This window comes from Hyphomonas sp. TMED31, assembly GCF_002172815.1.
GTDB lineage: Bacteria > Pseudomonadota > Alphaproteobacteria > Caulobacterales > Hyphomonadaceae > Hyphomonas > Hyphomonas atlantica.
Map to the genome: position 1 here is coordinate 22,311 of NZ_NHCK01000058.1, position 16,573 is coordinate 38,883.

The window sequence follows — 16,573 nt, forward strand, 5'->3', positions numbered from 1 at the left end:
GTCAAGGCGCTGGAGACGACCACCGCCATGAGGGGAGACTGTTTGTGGGCCTGACCGGACGCCTGAGCATTGCGTTGCTGATGGCCGCAAACCTGTCCTCCCCGATTTCGGCCCAGTCGGGCTACGATCTGGACGATGTTCCTGCTGGACCCGAAATAAATGAAGAGTGGGATGGCGGAGTTGGCCTGGAAACAGACCTGAATGCGCTCGAAGCCGCCCATGCCGAGCTCATCGCCATGTCCGATCTGCAATTGGAACGGCCAGAGGCAGACCCGATTGAGTTCGAGCCATCGGAACCACCCGGCTGGCTTTCCAGCCTTGTAAAGCTTCTCGGCCACCTGGGGCCCCTGCTCAAGTTCATTTTTTACGCCTGCATCGTGCTGGTGGTGGCAGGCGTTCTCTATTTTCTCTTCGGCGAAGCCATGCGAATTCGGTTTGGCGGGAAGAAAGACAAGTCAGAGGGGGACGAGGACGATATTGTGCCGGACTTCCGCCCCGACCAAGCCACGGCCCGGTCGTTGCTTGAGGAAGCCGACGCTCTCGCGCGTGAAGGTCGTTTTGCCGAAGCGGTTCATCTTCTGCTGTTTCGCTCCATTGAAGACATTCAGTCGCGCGTCGAGATGGGCGTTCCCCGCTCCATGACAGCGCGAGAGATTGGCAGACTCGGTTATCTGCCAGACAGGGCCCGCTCAGCGCTCGGCCCAATTATCGCGATTGTCGAACGCAGCTTCTTTGGTGGCCGTGATGTAGACGAAACGGGATGGCAATCGGCCCGCGCGTCTTATGAGGATTTTGCCTTCGGTGGAGAGTGGGCATGAACCCTCGTTCGCAATCTGACTCGCCGTTCAACGCGAAAGTCGTCGGCATTCTCGTCGCGGTCGCGCTCTTCTCATTTGGAGCCATCATGGTGCTGGCCGGGTGGGCGCCTGAACTGCGCGACAAGGATGTGGCAGGGTCTCATCCCTACTCAACATCGGCCCTCGGATATCAGGGCTTTGTTCGCCTCCTCGAAGCGCAAGGCTACCCCGTAGAAATATCACGGCTTGAGCGAACGCTTGAAGAAAGCGACTGGGGACTGTTAATCCTGACCCTACCACTCTGGGGCGGAAACGATGCGCTCGAAGATTTCGACTCATCACGCACGACGCTGCTCGTATTGCCGAAATGGGATGGCATTCCGGACGCGCTGGACCGAACGAAACAACATGACACGCGTTTCAAGAACGCACGCGTTCTGAACGACCTGCTGGAAGACCTGAACCTCGACGCCACAATAGGCCGTATCGAAGTGCCCGCCACTGTGGACGGCGCATTCGGAACACTGTCTCCCAAACCAGACGTCAAAATGCAGGTGCTGGAAAGCGAAGCCCTGGACCCCATTGTCACAGCAGACGAACACATGCTGCTGGCCTACGCTCCCGATGCCGGCATCTACGTGCTCTCGGACCCGGACCTGATAAACACGTTCGGACTGTCTGAGTTCGACAACGCGGAGTTCGCCGTAAAGATGGTGGATTTCATGCGATACGACGCGGATGAACCGATCATATTCGACGCAACGCTTCACGGCTTTGTTCGATCTGAGAACTTGCTGCAAATGATGTTCGACATCCCATTCATTGGCGCGACGTTGACGGCGCTGATGGCCGCCCTCCTGCTTGGCTGGGCTGCGCTTGTCCGGTTCGGCCCACCAGTCCAGGAGGCGCGCGCGATTGCACTCGGAAAGCAGGCACTCGCCGACAATTCGGCCGGTCTGATTACCATGGCCCGCCGCGAGACACGGCTTGCGCCGCGCTATCTGGATCTGATCAGGCGGCGCGTCCAACGCGATATCGGAGCGCCCAAGTCTCTGACCGGCGACCAACTCGCGGCCTTGCTGGACCGCCTCGGAGAGGATGAAATTTCCGGCAAACGCTTTACGGATTTTGCCGCCGGGTTGAACGGCCCCGCTGACAATCGCGACGACCTCATGAACAAGACCCGCGAACTCTTTCGCTGGCGCCAGGGAATTATCGGGAGATCCATGAATGAACGTAAATGACATCAAGGCGCTGGCAGATCGCATTCGCGGTGAAGTGCGCAAGGCCGTCGTCGGCCAGGACACAACGGTGGATATTCTCCTGACGGCAATCTTCTCGTCGGGTCACGTCCTGCTCGAAGGCCCTCCGGGAACCGCGAAAACCTTGCTTGCCCAATGCTTCGCGCGCTCAATATCACTGGACTTCGGGCGTATACAGTTCACTCCAGACCTGATGCCAGGCGATGTTCTGGGTACGAATTTGTTCAACTTCCAGACAAATGAATTCGCCCTCACAAAAGGGCCGATTTTTACCGACCTTCTGCTTGCTGACGAGATTAACAGAACACCGCCCAAGACCCAGGCAGCCCTGCTGGAAGCGATGCAAGAGCGAAAGGTCACAATTGATGGGGACAGCTACAGACTCAATGACCGTTTCACGGTGATAGCCACGCAGAACCCGATCGAGCAGCAGGGCACTTACCCCCTGCCCGAAGCCCAGCTTGACCGATTCCTGTTCAAGCACACGCTGGACTATCCGAGCCGCGAGGAAGAGATCGCAATCGTCGGCCAGCACGGCACTCGTACGGGCATGAAGACACCTGCCGCGTTCGGCATTGAAGCNGTTGTCTCTGCTGAGGAGCTCACCGAAGCCGTCAGTTCCGTTTCAGAAGCGCGCCTTCAGGATGATATCATTTCCTACATTGTCGACATCATACGCGCGACCCGCACGTCACCCGCCCTGGAAACCGGGGCTTCGCCACGCGCGGCAGCCGCGCTCGCCACAGCAGCGCGCGCCAGGGCTGCNCTGGACGGTCGGGATTTCGTTATTCCAGACGATGTGAAGCTCTTGGCACTGCCAGCCTTGCGCCACCGCGTATTGTTGTCACCGGCCGCCGAAATCGAGGGCAAGACGACCGATGAGACCTTGTCAGCCATTATCGAGCAAACGGCAGCTCCACGGTGATTTCACCAACTCCCCGCGCCATCTTTCTGATGTTGCTCGGCGTGCCCCTTTTGGTGGCAATTGCCCTGCTACGCCCGGAATGGTGGATCGTCTGCGCTGGATGGATCGGCGCTATCTCCGGCCTGATGCTGATCGACGCCGTNATGTCAGCTTCCTTGCGTGCATTCCGGGTCGAGATCGANTCGCCACCGCTCCTTTATGTTGGCGGGAGTGACCCTGCCGATCTTTCGCTGACGTTCGAGAGTGGCGCACTGCCGAGGCGGATCGAAGTCCTGCTGGAGGTAAACGAGTTTCTTCAGACCATTCCGCCTGCCGGGTTACGCGGATGGCAGGGGCGAACCCGCGCATACTCCCTGCCCTTGACACCGACGCGGCGAGGATTGGCACAGCTCGTCAAACTCTGGAGCCGATGGACAGGCCCACTAGGCCTGATCCAGAAACGGCATGTTCATCCCCTTGAACGGGATATCCCCATTACGCCCAACATCCGCTGGGTAAAGGATGAAGCCATCCGGATTTATTCGCGGGACGCTGAATTTGGGATCAAGACACAGTTTGAACGCGGCGACGGGAGTGAGTTTGACGCCCTTCGCGAATTTACCACCGGCATGGACCGCCGAGCGATAGACTGGAAGCATTCCGCGCGACACAGGCATCTTCTGGCCAAGGAGTTCAGGACGGAACGAAATCACAACATTGTCTTCGCCTTTGATACCGGGCGCCTGATGAGCGAACCGCTCGGCGGGGTTCCAAAGATTGATCGCGCCATAAATGCCGGTTTGCTGCTCTCATTCGTTTCATTGCGAAATGGCGACCGGACGATGGTGTACGGATTTGATGCCAAGCCCGGACTTATGAGTGGTTTCATGACAGGCCAGCGGAGTTTTACCAAAGCCCAGGACCTGACCGCTCAACTGGACTACTCGACCGAGGAAGCCAACTTCACCCTCGCGCTCTCTTCCCTCGCCAGCAAACTCGAACGGCGAAGCCTGATCATCATCTTCTCGGATTTTGTCGACACCATCTCCGCCGAACTCATGCTGGAAAACATCCGGCGCCTGACCGACCGGCACCTCGTTGTCTTTGCGACATTCGAAGATCAAGCCCTGTCCGATATGGTGGATGCACCTCCCAACACGATCAATGATGTGACCCGCGCAGTCATCGCCGACACACTGATGGCCGAACGGGATACGGTGCTGCTTCGACTTCAGCGAATGGGTGTTCAGGTCATAGAGAGCAAGCCCGAAGCCTTTGGACCGGAGCTCATCTCGCGCTACCTGCAGATCAAGCAGAGGGACATGCTATGAGTGACCTTCTCAAATCGTATCGCTTCCGCGAAGAACGTGAAGCGGACTGGCGCAAGCTCGACCTGATTCTGACACGCGCAGAGAATTCCGGCGTAAAGGCGCTGACGGATGACGAAATGACCGCGCTGCCACGGCTGTATCGTCAGGCGGTCTCTTCGCTGTCTGTCGCGCGATCCATATCCCTGGATCAGAATGTGACGGCCTATCTCGAAAGCCTCTGCACACGGGCCTACTTCTTTGTTTATGGCGCCCGCACCTCCATCGGTGAACGCATGATGGATTTTCTAAGGCGGGACTGGCCAAGCTGCGTGGCCTCCGCTGTTGGCCCTACACTTCTGGCTGCGCTGTTCCTGTTTGGAGGTTGGGCGCTGGCATTCTTTCTCTGTATGCAGGACATGGAATGGTTTTGGACCTTTCACGGCCAAAGCTTCTTCGACGGCCGAAATCCGGACGCGACCGTCGAATATCTGCGATCAACTATTTATACGGAGGAAGGAGAGATCAATGATGGTCAACTGACATCTTTCTCCAGCTACCTCTTCAACAACAATGCCCAGATTGCCCTGTTCGCCTTCGCCTTGGGATTCGCGTTCGGCATCCCGACAGCATGGCTCCTTGTCTACAATGGCGTGATGATGGGATCGCTGCATGCTGTCTTCTGGCAGAAGGGACTTGGCTATGAATTCACAGGCTGGCTGATGATCCACGGCACGACAGAACTGTTCGCCATCGTGCTAGCGGGCGCAGCCGGGTTTGTGATTGGCGGCGCTGTCGCGTTTCCCGGACAACTCACTCGCCTGAACTCCGCCCGGCGGGCAGGACAGAAGGCCGCGACGATGGCGATGGGTTGTGTCATCATGCTGATCATTGCCGCATTGCTGGAAGGGTTTGGTCGCCAATTGATCAACAGCGACGTCATCCGCTACATCGTCGCGTTCAGTATACTTGGCCTTTGGCTTGCTTACTTTTATCTTCCGCGAAAGGTGGAAGCCGCATGAATCCCACCGTGCCTCATACGCAAGGCAAGGCCAGCACAGCAGACGTGAATGCCGCCCGCTTACGACGCGCCAGATTGCAGGAGCAAATTCGCCGGTCAAAGCTGCAACGACGGCTCGTCACTCCTGAAGGCGCAGCGATACATCTGAAGCTCGCAACAGCATCGGAACGCGCCGGCGCGTTCATGATTGACGTCGCGATTCAGTGGGCGATCGTTATCGCAACCGCACTCGGGCTGAGCTTCGCGATGATGGCGATGGATTCCGGCAGTGCAAATGTGGCCTGGGCGGTATGGCTCGTCTTCTATTTCTTCGTACGCAACTTTTACTACATCTTCTTCGAACTCGGCGCGAAAGCCGCGACGCCGGGCAAACGCGCGCTGGGTATTCGAGTAACGTCTCGAAGCGGAGGACGACTGACCGCCAACTCAGTCCTCGCAAGAAACTTCATNCGCGAAATCGAGGTCGGCNTGCCATTNCAGTTNCTGATGATGGGNGGTGACCGNGTTNGCGGCTGGATGGCATTGNTGGGACTTGTCTGGTCCGGCATTTTCCTCCTGTTTCCCATCTTCAACAAAGACAAGATGAGAGTGGGTGATCTGATCGCGGGAACGTGGGTCATTCGCTCGCCAAAAACAAAATTGATGGGCGACATCTCATCGTCCGCTGCNACGACAACNNAGGATCGGTTTGCCTTCACNCCGCAACAGGCGGANGCNTANGGNATNCANGAACTACATGTTNTGGAGGATGTGCTTCGCCAGTCGACGCAGGACGTCAAAGCACAAGTCGCGCTGCGTATCCGCGCGAAGATCGGCTGGCGCGCTCAGCCCGGCGAAACAGACNTCGCNTTTCTTGAAGCGTACTACGCTGCGCTGAGACGACGGCTCGAACAGCGCATGATCTTCGGGGACCGCAAGACCGACAAGTTCGATACGCGGTGATGGNCTTAAAGCCGCCCGCGAACCCAGTCCCGGGTCAGGAAGCCATCTATCAGATCACATACCAGACCCAACTCGACCAATGCAGATGCATACCGGCGNGGATCCACCAACGTCTGGAAGATTGAACCCGCTTCAAACTGATCGTCCGCTTCAAGCGCGAGCGTCATATGCCCATCCTCGAAAACGCCGCGCAGCTTTCCGCCTGAGAAGTGCCGCTCCAGGGCAATCAGNCGCTCCATGCGATCAGGTGACAAGAGTGCCCGCGCCTCAACNTGGTCTGTGGAATAGACGGTGAATGCGTCTTCCAATTCCCTGGAAATCAGATCCACACGCTTCAGGTCACCCGCATCGCGACCGCGCTTCCACCAACCGGACCGTGCCATCACAGTCCGCCCCAGAAAACGCTCCGGATACTCCACATGAGCCAGAATGCCCTGAAAAACGGTCGTGCTGTTTTTCCCGCCGGTTTCGAGGCGAGCCTCAACCAGCACGAACTTCGCGCCGGCCCTTTCCCCTGAAATCATATCCTCGAACTTGCGCCGCGAATGGCTAGGTAGCAGTTTTGCTGCCTTGAGAACTTCGTAGGCTGGGGTGGGCGCCTNGATGCCATTGCCNGACCCCGTGGAGATCATGCCGAATGGCGTTGGGACAGTCTTTCCCGANCCGGCNGAATAGGCCGCACTCAGCTCCGTCGCGCGCTGCATCAGAGACCGAAAGTCTTCAACGCCTGAAAGATCTGGATGCAAAGTATCNTAAGAGAAGCCAAACGGTTCACATGCGGCAGCGAGAACCAACTGCTTGGTCTGGGACTTCATCGTGAAAACCCTGATCCAGGCGGGACCGGACACGACCGCCGCGAACAGGATGATCACAAACATGATGCCCGGAAACATCATGTTGAATGACATCAGGGAAGAAATGGCGAGAAGAATGGCGACAAAAATCGGCAATCCCGCGCCGNTACACGACCGCGTGATCGCAGTTCGAATGGCTTCCTTGCGATCAGACTCGCGGCGCGCGAGCTCCGGTCTCAAGACATCTGACCAGACTTTCGGCACATGGGCGAACTCAGGCCGCTTTGCAGACAACACCTCCAAAGACGGTGCGCCTNCCAANGCATCACTCAGCTTTTGTGGATTGAACCCCGACATGCCGCTCCCCCTAATCTGATCGACCCCGGTCCCGTCCGGGATGCCATCAGGCGGCCAGCGTCAACTCTCGCGAGGCTGTCACGCAATTTCGCCCATTGGCCTTGGATTTATACAAGGCTGAATCGGCCAGTTCGAGCATTTCGTCAAAGTCCGAATTTGGCGGCAGAATGGTCAGGCCGAAACTGGCCGTCACACTAACCGGCTGCCCATCAACGATCATCACATGGTTTTCAATCGAGGACCGAAGACGCTCACAAACGCTATGAGCCTGCTCAGCGTCGACATTACTTAGCAGGATGACGAATTCCTCGCCTCCCCAGCGTCCAAGCTTGTCGAAAGGACCGCGCAGTTCGGAATATGCCACCGCGGCAATCTCGCGGAGAACCCTGTCCCCAGCGGCGTGCCCGTGCCGATCGTTGACCGCCTTGAAGTAATCAATGTCAAACAACGCAACGGCTGCGGTCATTTCTGTCCGCCCCATACGGGCCATTTCCTCGCAAGCGAACTGTTTGAAGAATTTTCGGTTCAGCAAACCGGTGAGAGCGTCTGTAGACGCCATGTCTTCGAGGGTTCGCTGGTAGATGCGCATCTTGTATTCGTGTTGTGCTGCAATTGCTGCAGTTGGGACCGCCACGCAGGCCGCAATGAACAGATTTGCCACGATAAATTTATGAGGATCGGTCGGAAAGCCCATCGAATAAACAATCACGGAAAACGTGAAACAGAGGCAAAGCGCCGTGATCGCCACAAAGGCGAAAAAGGTCAGCGATTCGACCAGATCCTCTAGTTTACCCTGCACATCCTGTCTCCCGGTTATGGGGATGTTGTCGCACGGGAGTTATATTTTACCGTCAATCTGCCGAGATATTTTCTGGCATTGCCATTCATATTTTGGAAAGAAGCTATCTTACCAATTTCATAGGCCGCTTTGCACGAAGCGTGCGATCCTTACAAAAATTTCGCAATGACGAACTTGACGCTGCCCCAGCGCCCTCTTAACTGCCCACCATCGTTAGCAGTCAGCAGGGGTGAGTGCTAAACCTCCCTGAATGTTCCTGCTCACGAGCTAAATTCAATTGAACTCGTCAAAGAGACAAGAGGGCTAAATCCAATGAAACTTCGTCCCCTGCACGACCGTGTCGTCGTGCGCCGCGTCAAGGAAGAAGAGAAAACCAAAGGCGGGATCATCATTCCTGACACCGCCAAGGAAAAGCCGCAGGAAGGCGAAATCGTTGCTGTCGGCAACGGTGCCATTGGCGACGACAACGAGCGCGTTGCACTCGACGTCAAAGTCGGCGATCGCGTTCTCTTCGGCAAATGGTCCGGCACGGAAGTGACCGTCGACGGCGAAGAGCTGCTCATCATGAAAGAGAGCGACATCATGGGTGTGCTGGAGAGCTAAGCTCCCGCCCGTCGCATTTCATCAGACAGAATTCTCAAAGAGGTAATCAACAATGTCAGCCAAACACGTAGTTTTCGGCGCAGAAGCACGCGANCGCATGCTGAAAGGCGTCGATACGCTTGCCAATGCTGTGAAGGTAACGCTCGGCCCGAAAGGCCGTAACGTCGTTATCGAAAAATCCTTCGGCGCTCCGCGCACCACGAAGGACGGCGTCACCGTGGCAAAAGAGATCGAGCTTGAAGACAAGCTGGAGAACATGGGCGCGCAAATGCTGCGCGAAGTCGCTTCCAAGGCNAACGACGTTGCTGGTGACGGTACAACGACTGCAACCGTTCTTGCTCAGGCCATCGTTCGCGAAGGTATGAAGCGCGTTGCCGCCGGCATGAANCCAATGGATCTGAAGCGCGGTATCGACAAGGCCGTGACGGAAGTCCTCAGCGACCTGGCTCACCACTCCAAGAAAGTGAAGTCCAACGACGAGATCGCCCAAGTTGGCACGATCTCCGCGAACGGCGACACCGAAGTCGGTGGCATGATCGCTGAAGCCATGGCGAAAGTCGGCAATGAAGGCGTCATCACTGTTGAAGAAGCCAAGTCGCTGGAAACCGAACTGGATGTCGTTGAAGGCATGCAGTTCGACCGCGGCTACCTGTCCCCNTACTTCATCACGAACCCTGACAAGATGATCGCGGAACTCGAAGATCCGTTCATCCTGCTTCACGAGAGCAAACTGTCCTCTCTGCAGCCAATGCTGCCGATCCTGGAAAGCGTTGTTCAGAGCCAGAAGCCGCTGCTCATCATCGCCGAAGACGTCGATGGCGAAGCATTGGCAACCCTGGTGGTCAACAAGCTGCGTGGCGGCCTGAAAATCGCAGCNGTCAAAGCACCTGGCTTCGGCGATCGCCGCAAAGCCATGCTGCAAGACATCGCAGTTCTCACCGGCGGTCAGGTCATCTCCGAAGACCTNGGCATCAAGCTCGAGAACGTCTCCATGGACATGCTCGGCACCGCAAAGCGCGTTTCGATCTCCAAGGACGACACGACCATCGTTGATGGCGCTGGCGCGAAGAAAGACCTCGAAGCTCGCGTTTCCCAGATCCGCAAGCANATCGAAGACACCTCGTCCGACTACGATCGTGAGAAGCTCCAGGAGCGTCTGGCGAAACTGGCTGGCGGCGTTGCTGTCATCAAGGTTGGCGGTGCAACCGAAGTAGAAGTGAAAGAGCGTAAGGACCGCGTCGACGACGCGCTGAACGCAACACGCGCTGCTGTTGAAGAAGGCATCGTCCCAGGCGGCGGCACGGCACTCCTGTCCGCTGCTGGCAACATTGACGTCAAAGGCGCCAATGATGACGAGCAAGCCGGTATCGACATCGTTCGCAAGGCTCTGGAAGCTCCGGTTCGCCAGATCGCCGAGAACGCCGGTGTCGAAGGTTCGGTCGTTGTTGATCAGATCCGCCGCGGCAAGGGCAAAGGCTTCGGCTTCAACGCCCAGACCGAAGANTATGGCGACCTGGTNGGCATGGGTGTGATCGATCCGGTGAAAGTTGTTCGCTCTGCCCTGCAGAACGCAGCATCTGTCGCTGGCCTGCTGATCACCACCGAAGCCTCGATCGCAGAAGCACCGAAGAAAGAATCCGCTGGCGGCGGCATGCCCGACATGGGCGGCGGCATGGGCGGAATGGGTGGCATGGGCTTCTAAGCCCAACTGTCCCAGCCAAATTGCGAGAGGCAGCACTTCGGTGCTGCCTCTTTTTTTGAACCCGAGATCTTGAACGCACGCCGATTTAACTTCTCTGCCCCNGCGGCAACCTCCTAGACTTGCAAAAAAACAAACTGGGAGAAAACGCCGTGACGGCTGCAGAGGAACTGAATTTCGGAGACATGCTTGACGTGGTTGGGGATCTCCTCGGCCCNGAAGACCTNGCCCTTGCGCATGGAAGCCGCCGTATCTACTGGCCNGAATTCACGGCGCGCTCCAATCGACTGGCGCGCAATCTACGCGCAATGGGTGTGGAAACCGGGGACAAGGCTGGCTTCTATCTGCGCAACCAGCCNGAATACACCGAAGCCCTCGCCGCGAGCTTCAAGGCGCGCTTTACCCATGTAAACGTCAACTACCGCTACCTCGCTGACGAACTTTTCTACATTTTCGACAATTCAGACTCTGCCGTCGTTTTCTACGACGCTCAGTTTCTTGACCAAGTCGAGCTCGTCCGCGGGCGTCTTCCGAAGGTGAAAGTCTGGGTTCAGATCGGCGACGGGGACATCCCGGATTGGGCTGAGGATTACGAACGTCTCGCTACGGAGGGCGATCCCTCGCCGCTCGGCATTGAGAGGTCTGCTGACGACCTCTTCTTCCTTTATACCGGCGGCACGACCGGCATGCCCAAAGGCGTGATGTGGTCACAATCGGTTTGGAGGCAAGCCGCCAGGGAAGGCGCGGAAAAGGCGGGACTCCCCTACCCGTCGACACTGGACGAATTCAAGATGGCGGTCGAATTGATGGGGCGCACCGCCCGCCAGGTTCCCGCCTGTCCTCTGATGCATGGGACGGGCCTCTTNACCGCGATGGGAGCGTTCNTGGCTGGCGGTGCCATCATTACACTGGAACAGAATACCAGCTTTGNCCCCGAGAACCTCTGGGACACGGTCGACGAACATGGCGTCACCAGCATGGCCATCGTGGGCGACGCGTTTGGCAAGCCAATGCTGAAAGCTCTCGATGAAAATCCGGGGCGTTGGGATGTCAGCTCCGTACAGACCATTGTTTCATCGGGCGTGATGTGGAGCGCTGAAGTCAAGCAGGGCCTGCTCAAGCACATGCCTCAGGCCGCAATGATGGACAGTTTCGGCTCATCGGAAGCTGTTGGGTTCGGATCCTCTACGACTACAGCCGAAGGCGGCACGCAAACATCGAAATTCGANATTGGCCCGAACTGCAAAGTGTTCTCCGAAGATGATCGAGAAGTCGTCCCCGGCAGCGGAGAAGCCGGCATTATCGCGCGCGGTGGTGCCGTGCCGCTCGGCTATTACAAGGACGAAGAAAANACCGCCANGACGTTCAAGACGATCAATGGCGTGCGCTACGCCATTCCGGGTGACTGGTGCACCGTGGAGGCAGATGGCACGATCACACTGCTCGGTCGGGGGTCGAATTGCATCAACACCGCAGGCGAGAAAGTGTATCCCGAAGAGGTCGAGGAGGCCCTGAAAGAGCACAAAGCGGTGAAAGACGCACTCGTCGTGGGCATACCCGACGACAAATGGGGCAACGCCGTCACGGCCGTCGTCGCNACAGACGCGGACGTCAGCGAGGATGAGTTGCGTGAATTCGTGCAAAGTCGCATCGCGCGTTACAAGGCGCCAAAGTCTATTCTGTTCAAGGATGATCTGGGACGCGCACCCAACGGNAAGGCAGACTATAAATCCATCAAGGCGTATGCCCTCGCCCAGCTTGGCGTCAGCCAATGAGCAGGAAACCTCTCAGCGTGTAGGCCACGACCGCCACGACGAGCATGGACACAAAGGCGATACCTACGAACCAGAGGAGCCGCTTCGCAAGAGGCGGCTCCTCTCCGTTTTCTTCCGGACGAACAGGCTCAATGCGCATGATACCCGTCCCCTGGTTTCACCTTGCCCCAGAAAAGGCTGTAAACATATGCCGTGTACGCCAAAATAATGGGTAGCATCACCAAAGCGCCAACAAGCATGAGCATCAGCGCATTGTTGCGGGCCGCTGCCTCCCAGATCGACACCTCGTAAGGCACAATAAACGGATAGAGGCTGACGCCCAACCCGATATAGCCGCTCAGGAAAATGCCCGCAGCCAGCAAGAACGGCCGCCAATCCGGCGCACCGCCCACCTTGTTCTGCTTCATGGACAGGTCCCGCCACAACCACAGCACCAAAGCCATTCCTGCCAGTGGCACCGGAGCCAGCGGCAAGAAGCGCGCCGGGTTGATTTCCGTCATGGAAAAGCCCCAGCGNTCTCCGATCGACGGGTCTACGGACAATGTTGCAAAACTCACCGCGAGAAAACAGATCGCCACACCGGCGAGCGCCATCCGCCCCCATTTGCGGGCTTTGGCNTGNAGCGCGCCNTCAGTTTTGAGCACGAGCCAGCAGGCCCCNAGCAGCATATAGCCGATCACAACCGATATGCCCGTGAGCAGGGAAAATGGAGTCAGCCANTCGAATGCACCGCCAGCGAACGCGCCACCCTCGACCTGAATGCCCTGAACCATTCCGCCCAGCATGATGCCTTGAGAGAACGCNGCGGTGAACGAGCCGCCATAGAAAGCTCCATTCCAGAACAATCGCGTAGGTCGCCGCACCGCCTTGTGCCGAAACTCAAAGGCGACACCGCGGAAGATCAAGGCCGCAAGCATGATCAATACCGGCAAATAAAAGGCAGGCATGATGATGGCATACGCGGTCGGGAAGGCCGCGAAGAGACCGCCACCTCCAATGATCAGCCAGGTTTCATTGCCGTCCCAGACAGGCTCAACCGTCGCCGTCATCATATTGCGTTCTTCTTCAGACTCCGCGACCGCCGTGAACATGCCGACGCCAAGGTCAAATCCATCCAGCAACACATACATCATGACACCTACCGCGAGGATCAGGGCCCAGATAAGGGGAAGGTCTATAGCCATGTCTGCCTCCTATTCCGCCGCAACGATATCGTCGGATGTTTCTGCCTTGTCGTCGACCGCGCCCATCGGCGATCCAGGCGGGCGACGCTCCCGGCGCGCGGGATCGGGCGGAGTATCGTCGAAGCCTCGCGTGGCTATGCGCGCCATGTAGACGACGCCAGCCGTGAAGATGATCGCATAGACAATCATGAATACGAGCAGCGACGTTGCCACCTGCCCGGCGGAAACTGGTGACAAACTATCAACCGTCCGCAAGTGACCGTAGACAGTGTAAGGCTGGCGCCCCACCTCAGCCGTGATCCATCCTGTCACCACCGCGATAAACCCGAGCGCCCCTGCCGGAACCGCTGCAATATGAAACAAGCCAGGCTGGTCGATCTTCTTGCGCCACCAGAGGAAGCTCCCCCACAGGCCCATCGCCAGCATGCCAAGTCCGGCCGCGACCATGATGCGGAATGCGTAGAACACCAGCCAGAGCGGAGGACGCTCCGACTCCGGGAAATGATCCATACCGTGCAATTCTTCGCCCTCTTCGAGACCTGGGAAAAGGAAAGGGCTAGTGCCCGGCACAGTGATACCCGCATGCCCGCATTCGGAATCGTCCGGCCAGGCAATAAGCACAGTGCCCTGCACTTCCTTCGTCTCGCACCAGCCTTCAACGACGGCAATCTTCGCGGGCTGATGCTTATGCGCGACCTCGCCAGACCAGTGGCCCACCATGATCTGAATGGGCAATAGTACAGCCAGCGTCCCCGAGGCCATGCGGATCTGCCATTTGGTCGGCTCGGTGATACGACCCTTGATGACCTGCCAGGCACCCGCCGCGAGGATTACTGCCGCAGTGGTCGTATAGGCGGCAAGCAGCATGTGAGAGAAGCGGCTAGGCAGGCTTGGATTGAAGATCGCCTCAATCCAGCTGGTCGCGTAGAAATTGCCGGTCTCCGGATCAATCGCAAACCCTGCAGGCGTCTGCATCCAGCTATTGGCTGCCAGAATCCAGAAGGCCGAAATCGTCGTACCAATCGCAACGGCAAGCGTGGCGACAAAATGCAACTTTCGACCGACCTTCTGCCAACCGAACAACATGACGCCGAGAAATGTTGCCTCCAGAAAGAACGCTGTCAGCACTTCATAGGCCAGCATGGGCCCCATGACACTGCCGGTGATCTCCGAAAACAGGCTCCAATTCGTTCCGAACTGGTAACTCATCACCACGCCGGACACGACACCCATGGCAAAGGCCAGGGCGAAGATCTTTACCCAGTGCAGGTAAAGCCGCTTGAAGACTTCCTTGCCCGTTTTAAGCCAAAGGCCTTCACAAACAGCAAGGAACGCAGCGAGCCCGATCGTGAAGGCTGGGAAGAGAATGTGAAACGCGACGACAAATGCGAACTGAAGTCGCGATAACAAGAGTGCGTCAAATTCCATGAACCTGCTCCGTCTGGTATATGAGCGTTCTCTAAATTACTTCGTCGGAATCTCCAAGCTGTCGAGCTGACGCGCGCCGGTCTGACGCAGCGACACAATGACGTTCAGGATTTGCGGCGGAGCGTCCTGAAGATCGCGTCGGCACGGGCAGCAATCCCACCATCCGCCTTGATCAGTTGCGCCGTCACATGAACCATATCGCCATCGACCAGCGTCACCTCGGGGTGTGCCTCCAGCCAGGTTCCTTCGCGGACAATGTCCATGAACTCCATGGTGAGCTTCAGCGTGACGGACATTTTCCCTGTTACACTCCACACGGCCCATGCCAGCGCGCTGTCCGAAAATGAACACGTCATCCCGCCATGTAGAAAGCCCATGCCATTGCAGTGACGGTCGAGCACCCACATGCCTGTGCGCAAATCACCCTCCGCAGAAGCGCGGAAGGTGGGACCGTTATGCAGGGTGAATTTCCCGCGGGAGGGCGTAGGCGCAAATCCCGGCGGCGGAGGTCTCAGCGGCTCAGCCGTTTCACTCACTCAGATTTCCGAAGATTTCATGCTGGACCACGTCACCCGGCTCGATACCGAGTTCAGCAGCCCGCCCACCCGCAAGCTCCAATACGCCCTTCACCGGGACTCCCGGATTGATGCGGCGGAGCGAGCCAGGCACGGTGTCGCGCGCGATCGCCAACACTTTCCCATCCGTATCAAGGAACAGCATGTCGAGTGAGATGAGCGTATTCTTCATCCACATGTTTGCTTCGCGGGGCTGACCAAAATCGAACAGCATGCCTGCGTCCGCCGCAAGTTCGGTGCGGTCCATCAGGCCTGTCGTGATCTCTTCAGGATCGTTGGCCAATTCGACCGTGAAGGTGTGAACCTCGTCACCCGACTGGATGGAAAGCGGGCCGGTCTCCAGCTGGGCGAACGCCGCCGGCAGGAAGAGAATGAGCGATGCGATCGCAGAAGCAAAGAAACGTAGCATGCGCTGTGTTTAGACGGCTGCCAGCGACGCGGCAAGCGCTGTTGGCTGCTGCTTACGCGCGTTTAATATGGCTGACATGCTCGCCCTTGGAACCGGTGTCGATGCAGACTTCCAGTATTGTTCCAGGCTCGACGTCCTCGTATCCCGCTTTCCGCAGGACCACGGCGTGCACAAAGATATCGGTATCGTCGCCGTCGCGCTGGACAAAACCGTATCCGCGCGTGCGATTGAACCATTTCAACGTGACTGACTCATACGCACGCTCCAGTCCCTGCTCCTTGGCAACTGACGCGCGCGGACGTTCCATTTCGATAATGTTTGCGGTTTGCCAGCCACGCTCACCCTTCACAGCATCGCAAACGATGCGCGCGCCTTCATCGGCAAAGCTCTCGCCATACCCCCGCAAGCACGTGACATGCAGCATGACATCACCCGTCAGGCCAGCATCGGACGTCGACTCCGCCACGATGAATCCATAGCCCTTGGCGCTATCAAACCATTTGACACGACCGATGACTCGCACGACCTGTTCCATCGGCGAATCTTCTGATTCTTGTTTGGCGGCAAAATTCGTCATCAACCCATATTCCCCACTCACGCAACCTAAAATGTGTTAACACACTTGTCACGCGATCTTCACACCTGCGCACGGCATTAAGCAGCCCTGCAAAAGGCATAGCCCGTCAATGTGGAGAGAAGGTGGCAGTCCCTAGGGGA

17 protein-coding genes are annotated in these 16,573 nt (G+C 57.6%); 9 read left to right on the forward strand and 8 right to left on the reverse strand.

The annotated features are described in order from the left end of the window. Positions 1-44 precede the first annotated feature (44 nt). The 6 genes from CBB91_RS08760 (at position 45) to CBB91_RS08785 (ending at position 6,233) form a co-directional block, all read left to right on the forward strand. A complete protein-coding gene (locus CBB91_RS08760) occupies positions 45-818 on the forward strand; it encodes a hypothetical protein (protein ID WP_273013548.1) in 774 nt (257 codons plus the stop codon). After that, the gene (locus CBB91_RS08765) at positions 815-2,041 is read left to right on the forward strand and encodes a DUF4350 domain-containing protein (RefSeq protein WP_273013550.1); all 1,227 of its coding nucleotides are present in this window, start codon (positions 815-817) and stop codon (positions 2,039-2,041) included. Before CBB91_RS08760 ends, CBB91_RS08765 begins: the two co-directional genes overlap by 4 nt. Further along, on the forward strand, positions 2,028-2,984 hold the full coding sequence (locus CBB91_RS08770) for a MoxR family ATPase (protein WP_273013552.1): 957 nt from the start codon (positions 2,028-2,030) through the stop codon (positions 2,982-2,984). The genes CBB91_RS08765 and CBB91_RS08770 overlap by 14 nt, the downstream gene beginning before the upstream one ends. After that, complete coding sequence (locus CBB91_RS08775) at positions 2,981-4,294, forward strand: DUF58 domain-containing protein (protein WP_273013554.1); 1,314 nt, start codon at positions 2,981-2,983, stop codon at positions 4,292-4,294. The genes CBB91_RS08770 and CBB91_RS08775 overlap by 4 nt, the downstream gene beginning before the upstream one ends. Further along, complete coding sequence (locus CBB91_RS08780; RefSeq protein ID WP_273013555.1) at positions 4,291-5,292, forward strand: stage II sporulation protein M; 1,002 nt, start codon at positions 4,291-4,293, stop codon at positions 5,290-5,292. The genes CBB91_RS08775 and CBB91_RS08780 overlap by 4 nt, the downstream gene beginning before the upstream one ends. Next, a complete protein-coding gene (locus CBB91_RS08785) occupies positions 5,289-6,233 on the forward strand; it encodes an RDD family protein (RefSeq protein WP_273013557.1) in 945 nt (314 codons plus the stop codon). The genes CBB91_RS08780 and CBB91_RS08785 overlap by 4 nt, the downstream gene beginning before the upstream one ends. 5 nt (positions 6,234-6,238) lie before the next feature. On the opposite strand, the gene CBB91_RS08790 is transcribed toward CBB91_RS08785, so the two are convergent. Together CBB91_RS08790 and CBB91_RS08795 are read right to left on the reverse strand one after the other, a co-directional pair. Beyond that, positions 6,239-7,141 carry a DUF3137 domain-containing protein gene (locus CBB91_RS08790; protein ID WP_273013558.1) on the reverse strand — a complete coding sequence of 301 codons (903 nt, stop codon included), beginning with the start codon at positions 7,139-7,141 and terminating at the stop codon, positions 6,239-6,241. 289 nt (positions 7,142-7,430) lie between these two features. Next, positions 7,431-8,183 carry a GGDEF domain-containing protein gene (locus CBB91_RS08795; RefSeq protein WP_051602806.1) on the reverse strand — a complete coding sequence of 251 codons (753 nt, stop codon included), beginning with the start codon at positions 8,181-8,183 and terminating at the stop codon, positions 7,431-7,433. A gap of 312 nt (positions 8,184-8,495) precedes the next feature. On the opposite strand from CBB91_RS08795, the gene groES reads away from it, so the two are divergent. From groES to CBB91_RS08810, 3 genes are all read left to right on the forward strand, one after another. Next, positions 8,496-8,786, forward strand: a complete 291-nt coding sequence (groES, locus tag CBB91_RS08800; RefSeq protein WP_035553878.1) for a co-chaperone GroES — start codon at positions 8,496-8,498, stop codon at positions 8,784-8,786. A gap of 52 nt (positions 8,787-8,838) precedes the next feature. Next, positions 8,839-10,488, forward strand: a complete 1,650-nt coding sequence (gene groL / locus CBB91_RS08805) for a chaperonin GroEL (RefSeq protein WP_273013560.1) — start codon at positions 8,839-8,841, stop codon at positions 10,486-10,488. A 149-nt stretch (positions 10,489-10,637) separates the two neighbouring features. After that, positions 10,638-12,260: an acyl-CoA synthetase gene (locus CBB91_RS08810; protein ID WP_273013562.1), complete on the forward strand. Its 1,623-nt coding sequence runs from the start codon at positions 10,638-10,640 to the stop codon at positions 12,258-12,260. Here CBB91_RS08810 and CBB91_RS08815 read toward each other — a convergent pair. The 6 genes from CBB91_RS08815 to CBB91_RS08840 form a co-directional block, all read right to left on the reverse strand. Continuing rightward, the gene (locus CBB91_RS08815; protein ID WP_155841932.1) at positions 12,250-12,399 is read right to left on the reverse strand and encodes a DUF2474 domain-containing protein; all 150 of its coding nucleotides are present in this window, start codon (positions 12,397-12,399) and stop codon (positions 12,250-12,252) included. The two genes, CBB91_RS08810 and CBB91_RS08815, sit on opposite strands and share 11 nt — an antisense overlap. Then, positions 12,389-13,444 carry a cytochrome d ubiquinol oxidase subunit II gene (gene cydB / locus CBB91_RS08820; RefSeq protein ID WP_273013564.1) on the reverse strand — a complete coding sequence of 352 codons (1,056 nt, stop codon included), beginning with the start codon at positions 13,442-13,444 and terminating at the stop codon, positions 12,389-12,391. The genes CBB91_RS08815 and cydB overlap by 11 nt, the downstream gene beginning before the upstream one ends. A 9-nt stretch (positions 13,445-13,453) precedes the next feature. Continuing rightward, entirely contained in the window at positions 13,454-14,872 is a 1,419-nt protein-coding gene (locus tag CBB91_RS08825) for a cytochrome ubiquinol oxidase subunit I (protein WP_273013566.1), read from the reverse strand. Between the two features lie 104 nt (positions 14,873-14,976). Then, positions 14,977-15,408: a PaaI family thioesterase gene (locus CBB91_RS08830; protein WP_273013568.1), complete on the reverse strand. Its 432-nt coding sequence runs from the start codon at positions 15,406-15,408 to the stop codon at positions 14,977-14,979. Continuing rightward, positions 15,401-15,856: a DUF192 domain-containing protein gene (locus CBB91_RS08835; protein ID WP_273013569.1), complete on the reverse strand. Its 456-nt coding sequence runs from the start codon at positions 15,854-15,856 to the stop codon at positions 15,401-15,403. The genes CBB91_RS08830 and CBB91_RS08835 overlap by 8 nt, the downstream gene beginning before the upstream one ends. A 52-nt stretch (positions 15,857-15,908) precedes the next feature. Then, positions 15,909-16,433, reverse strand: a complete 525-nt coding sequence (locus CBB91_RS08840; protein WP_051602807.1) for a cold shock domain-containing protein — start codon at positions 16,431-16,433, stop codon at positions 15,909-15,911. Positions 16,434-16,573: the final 140 nt, after the last annotated feature.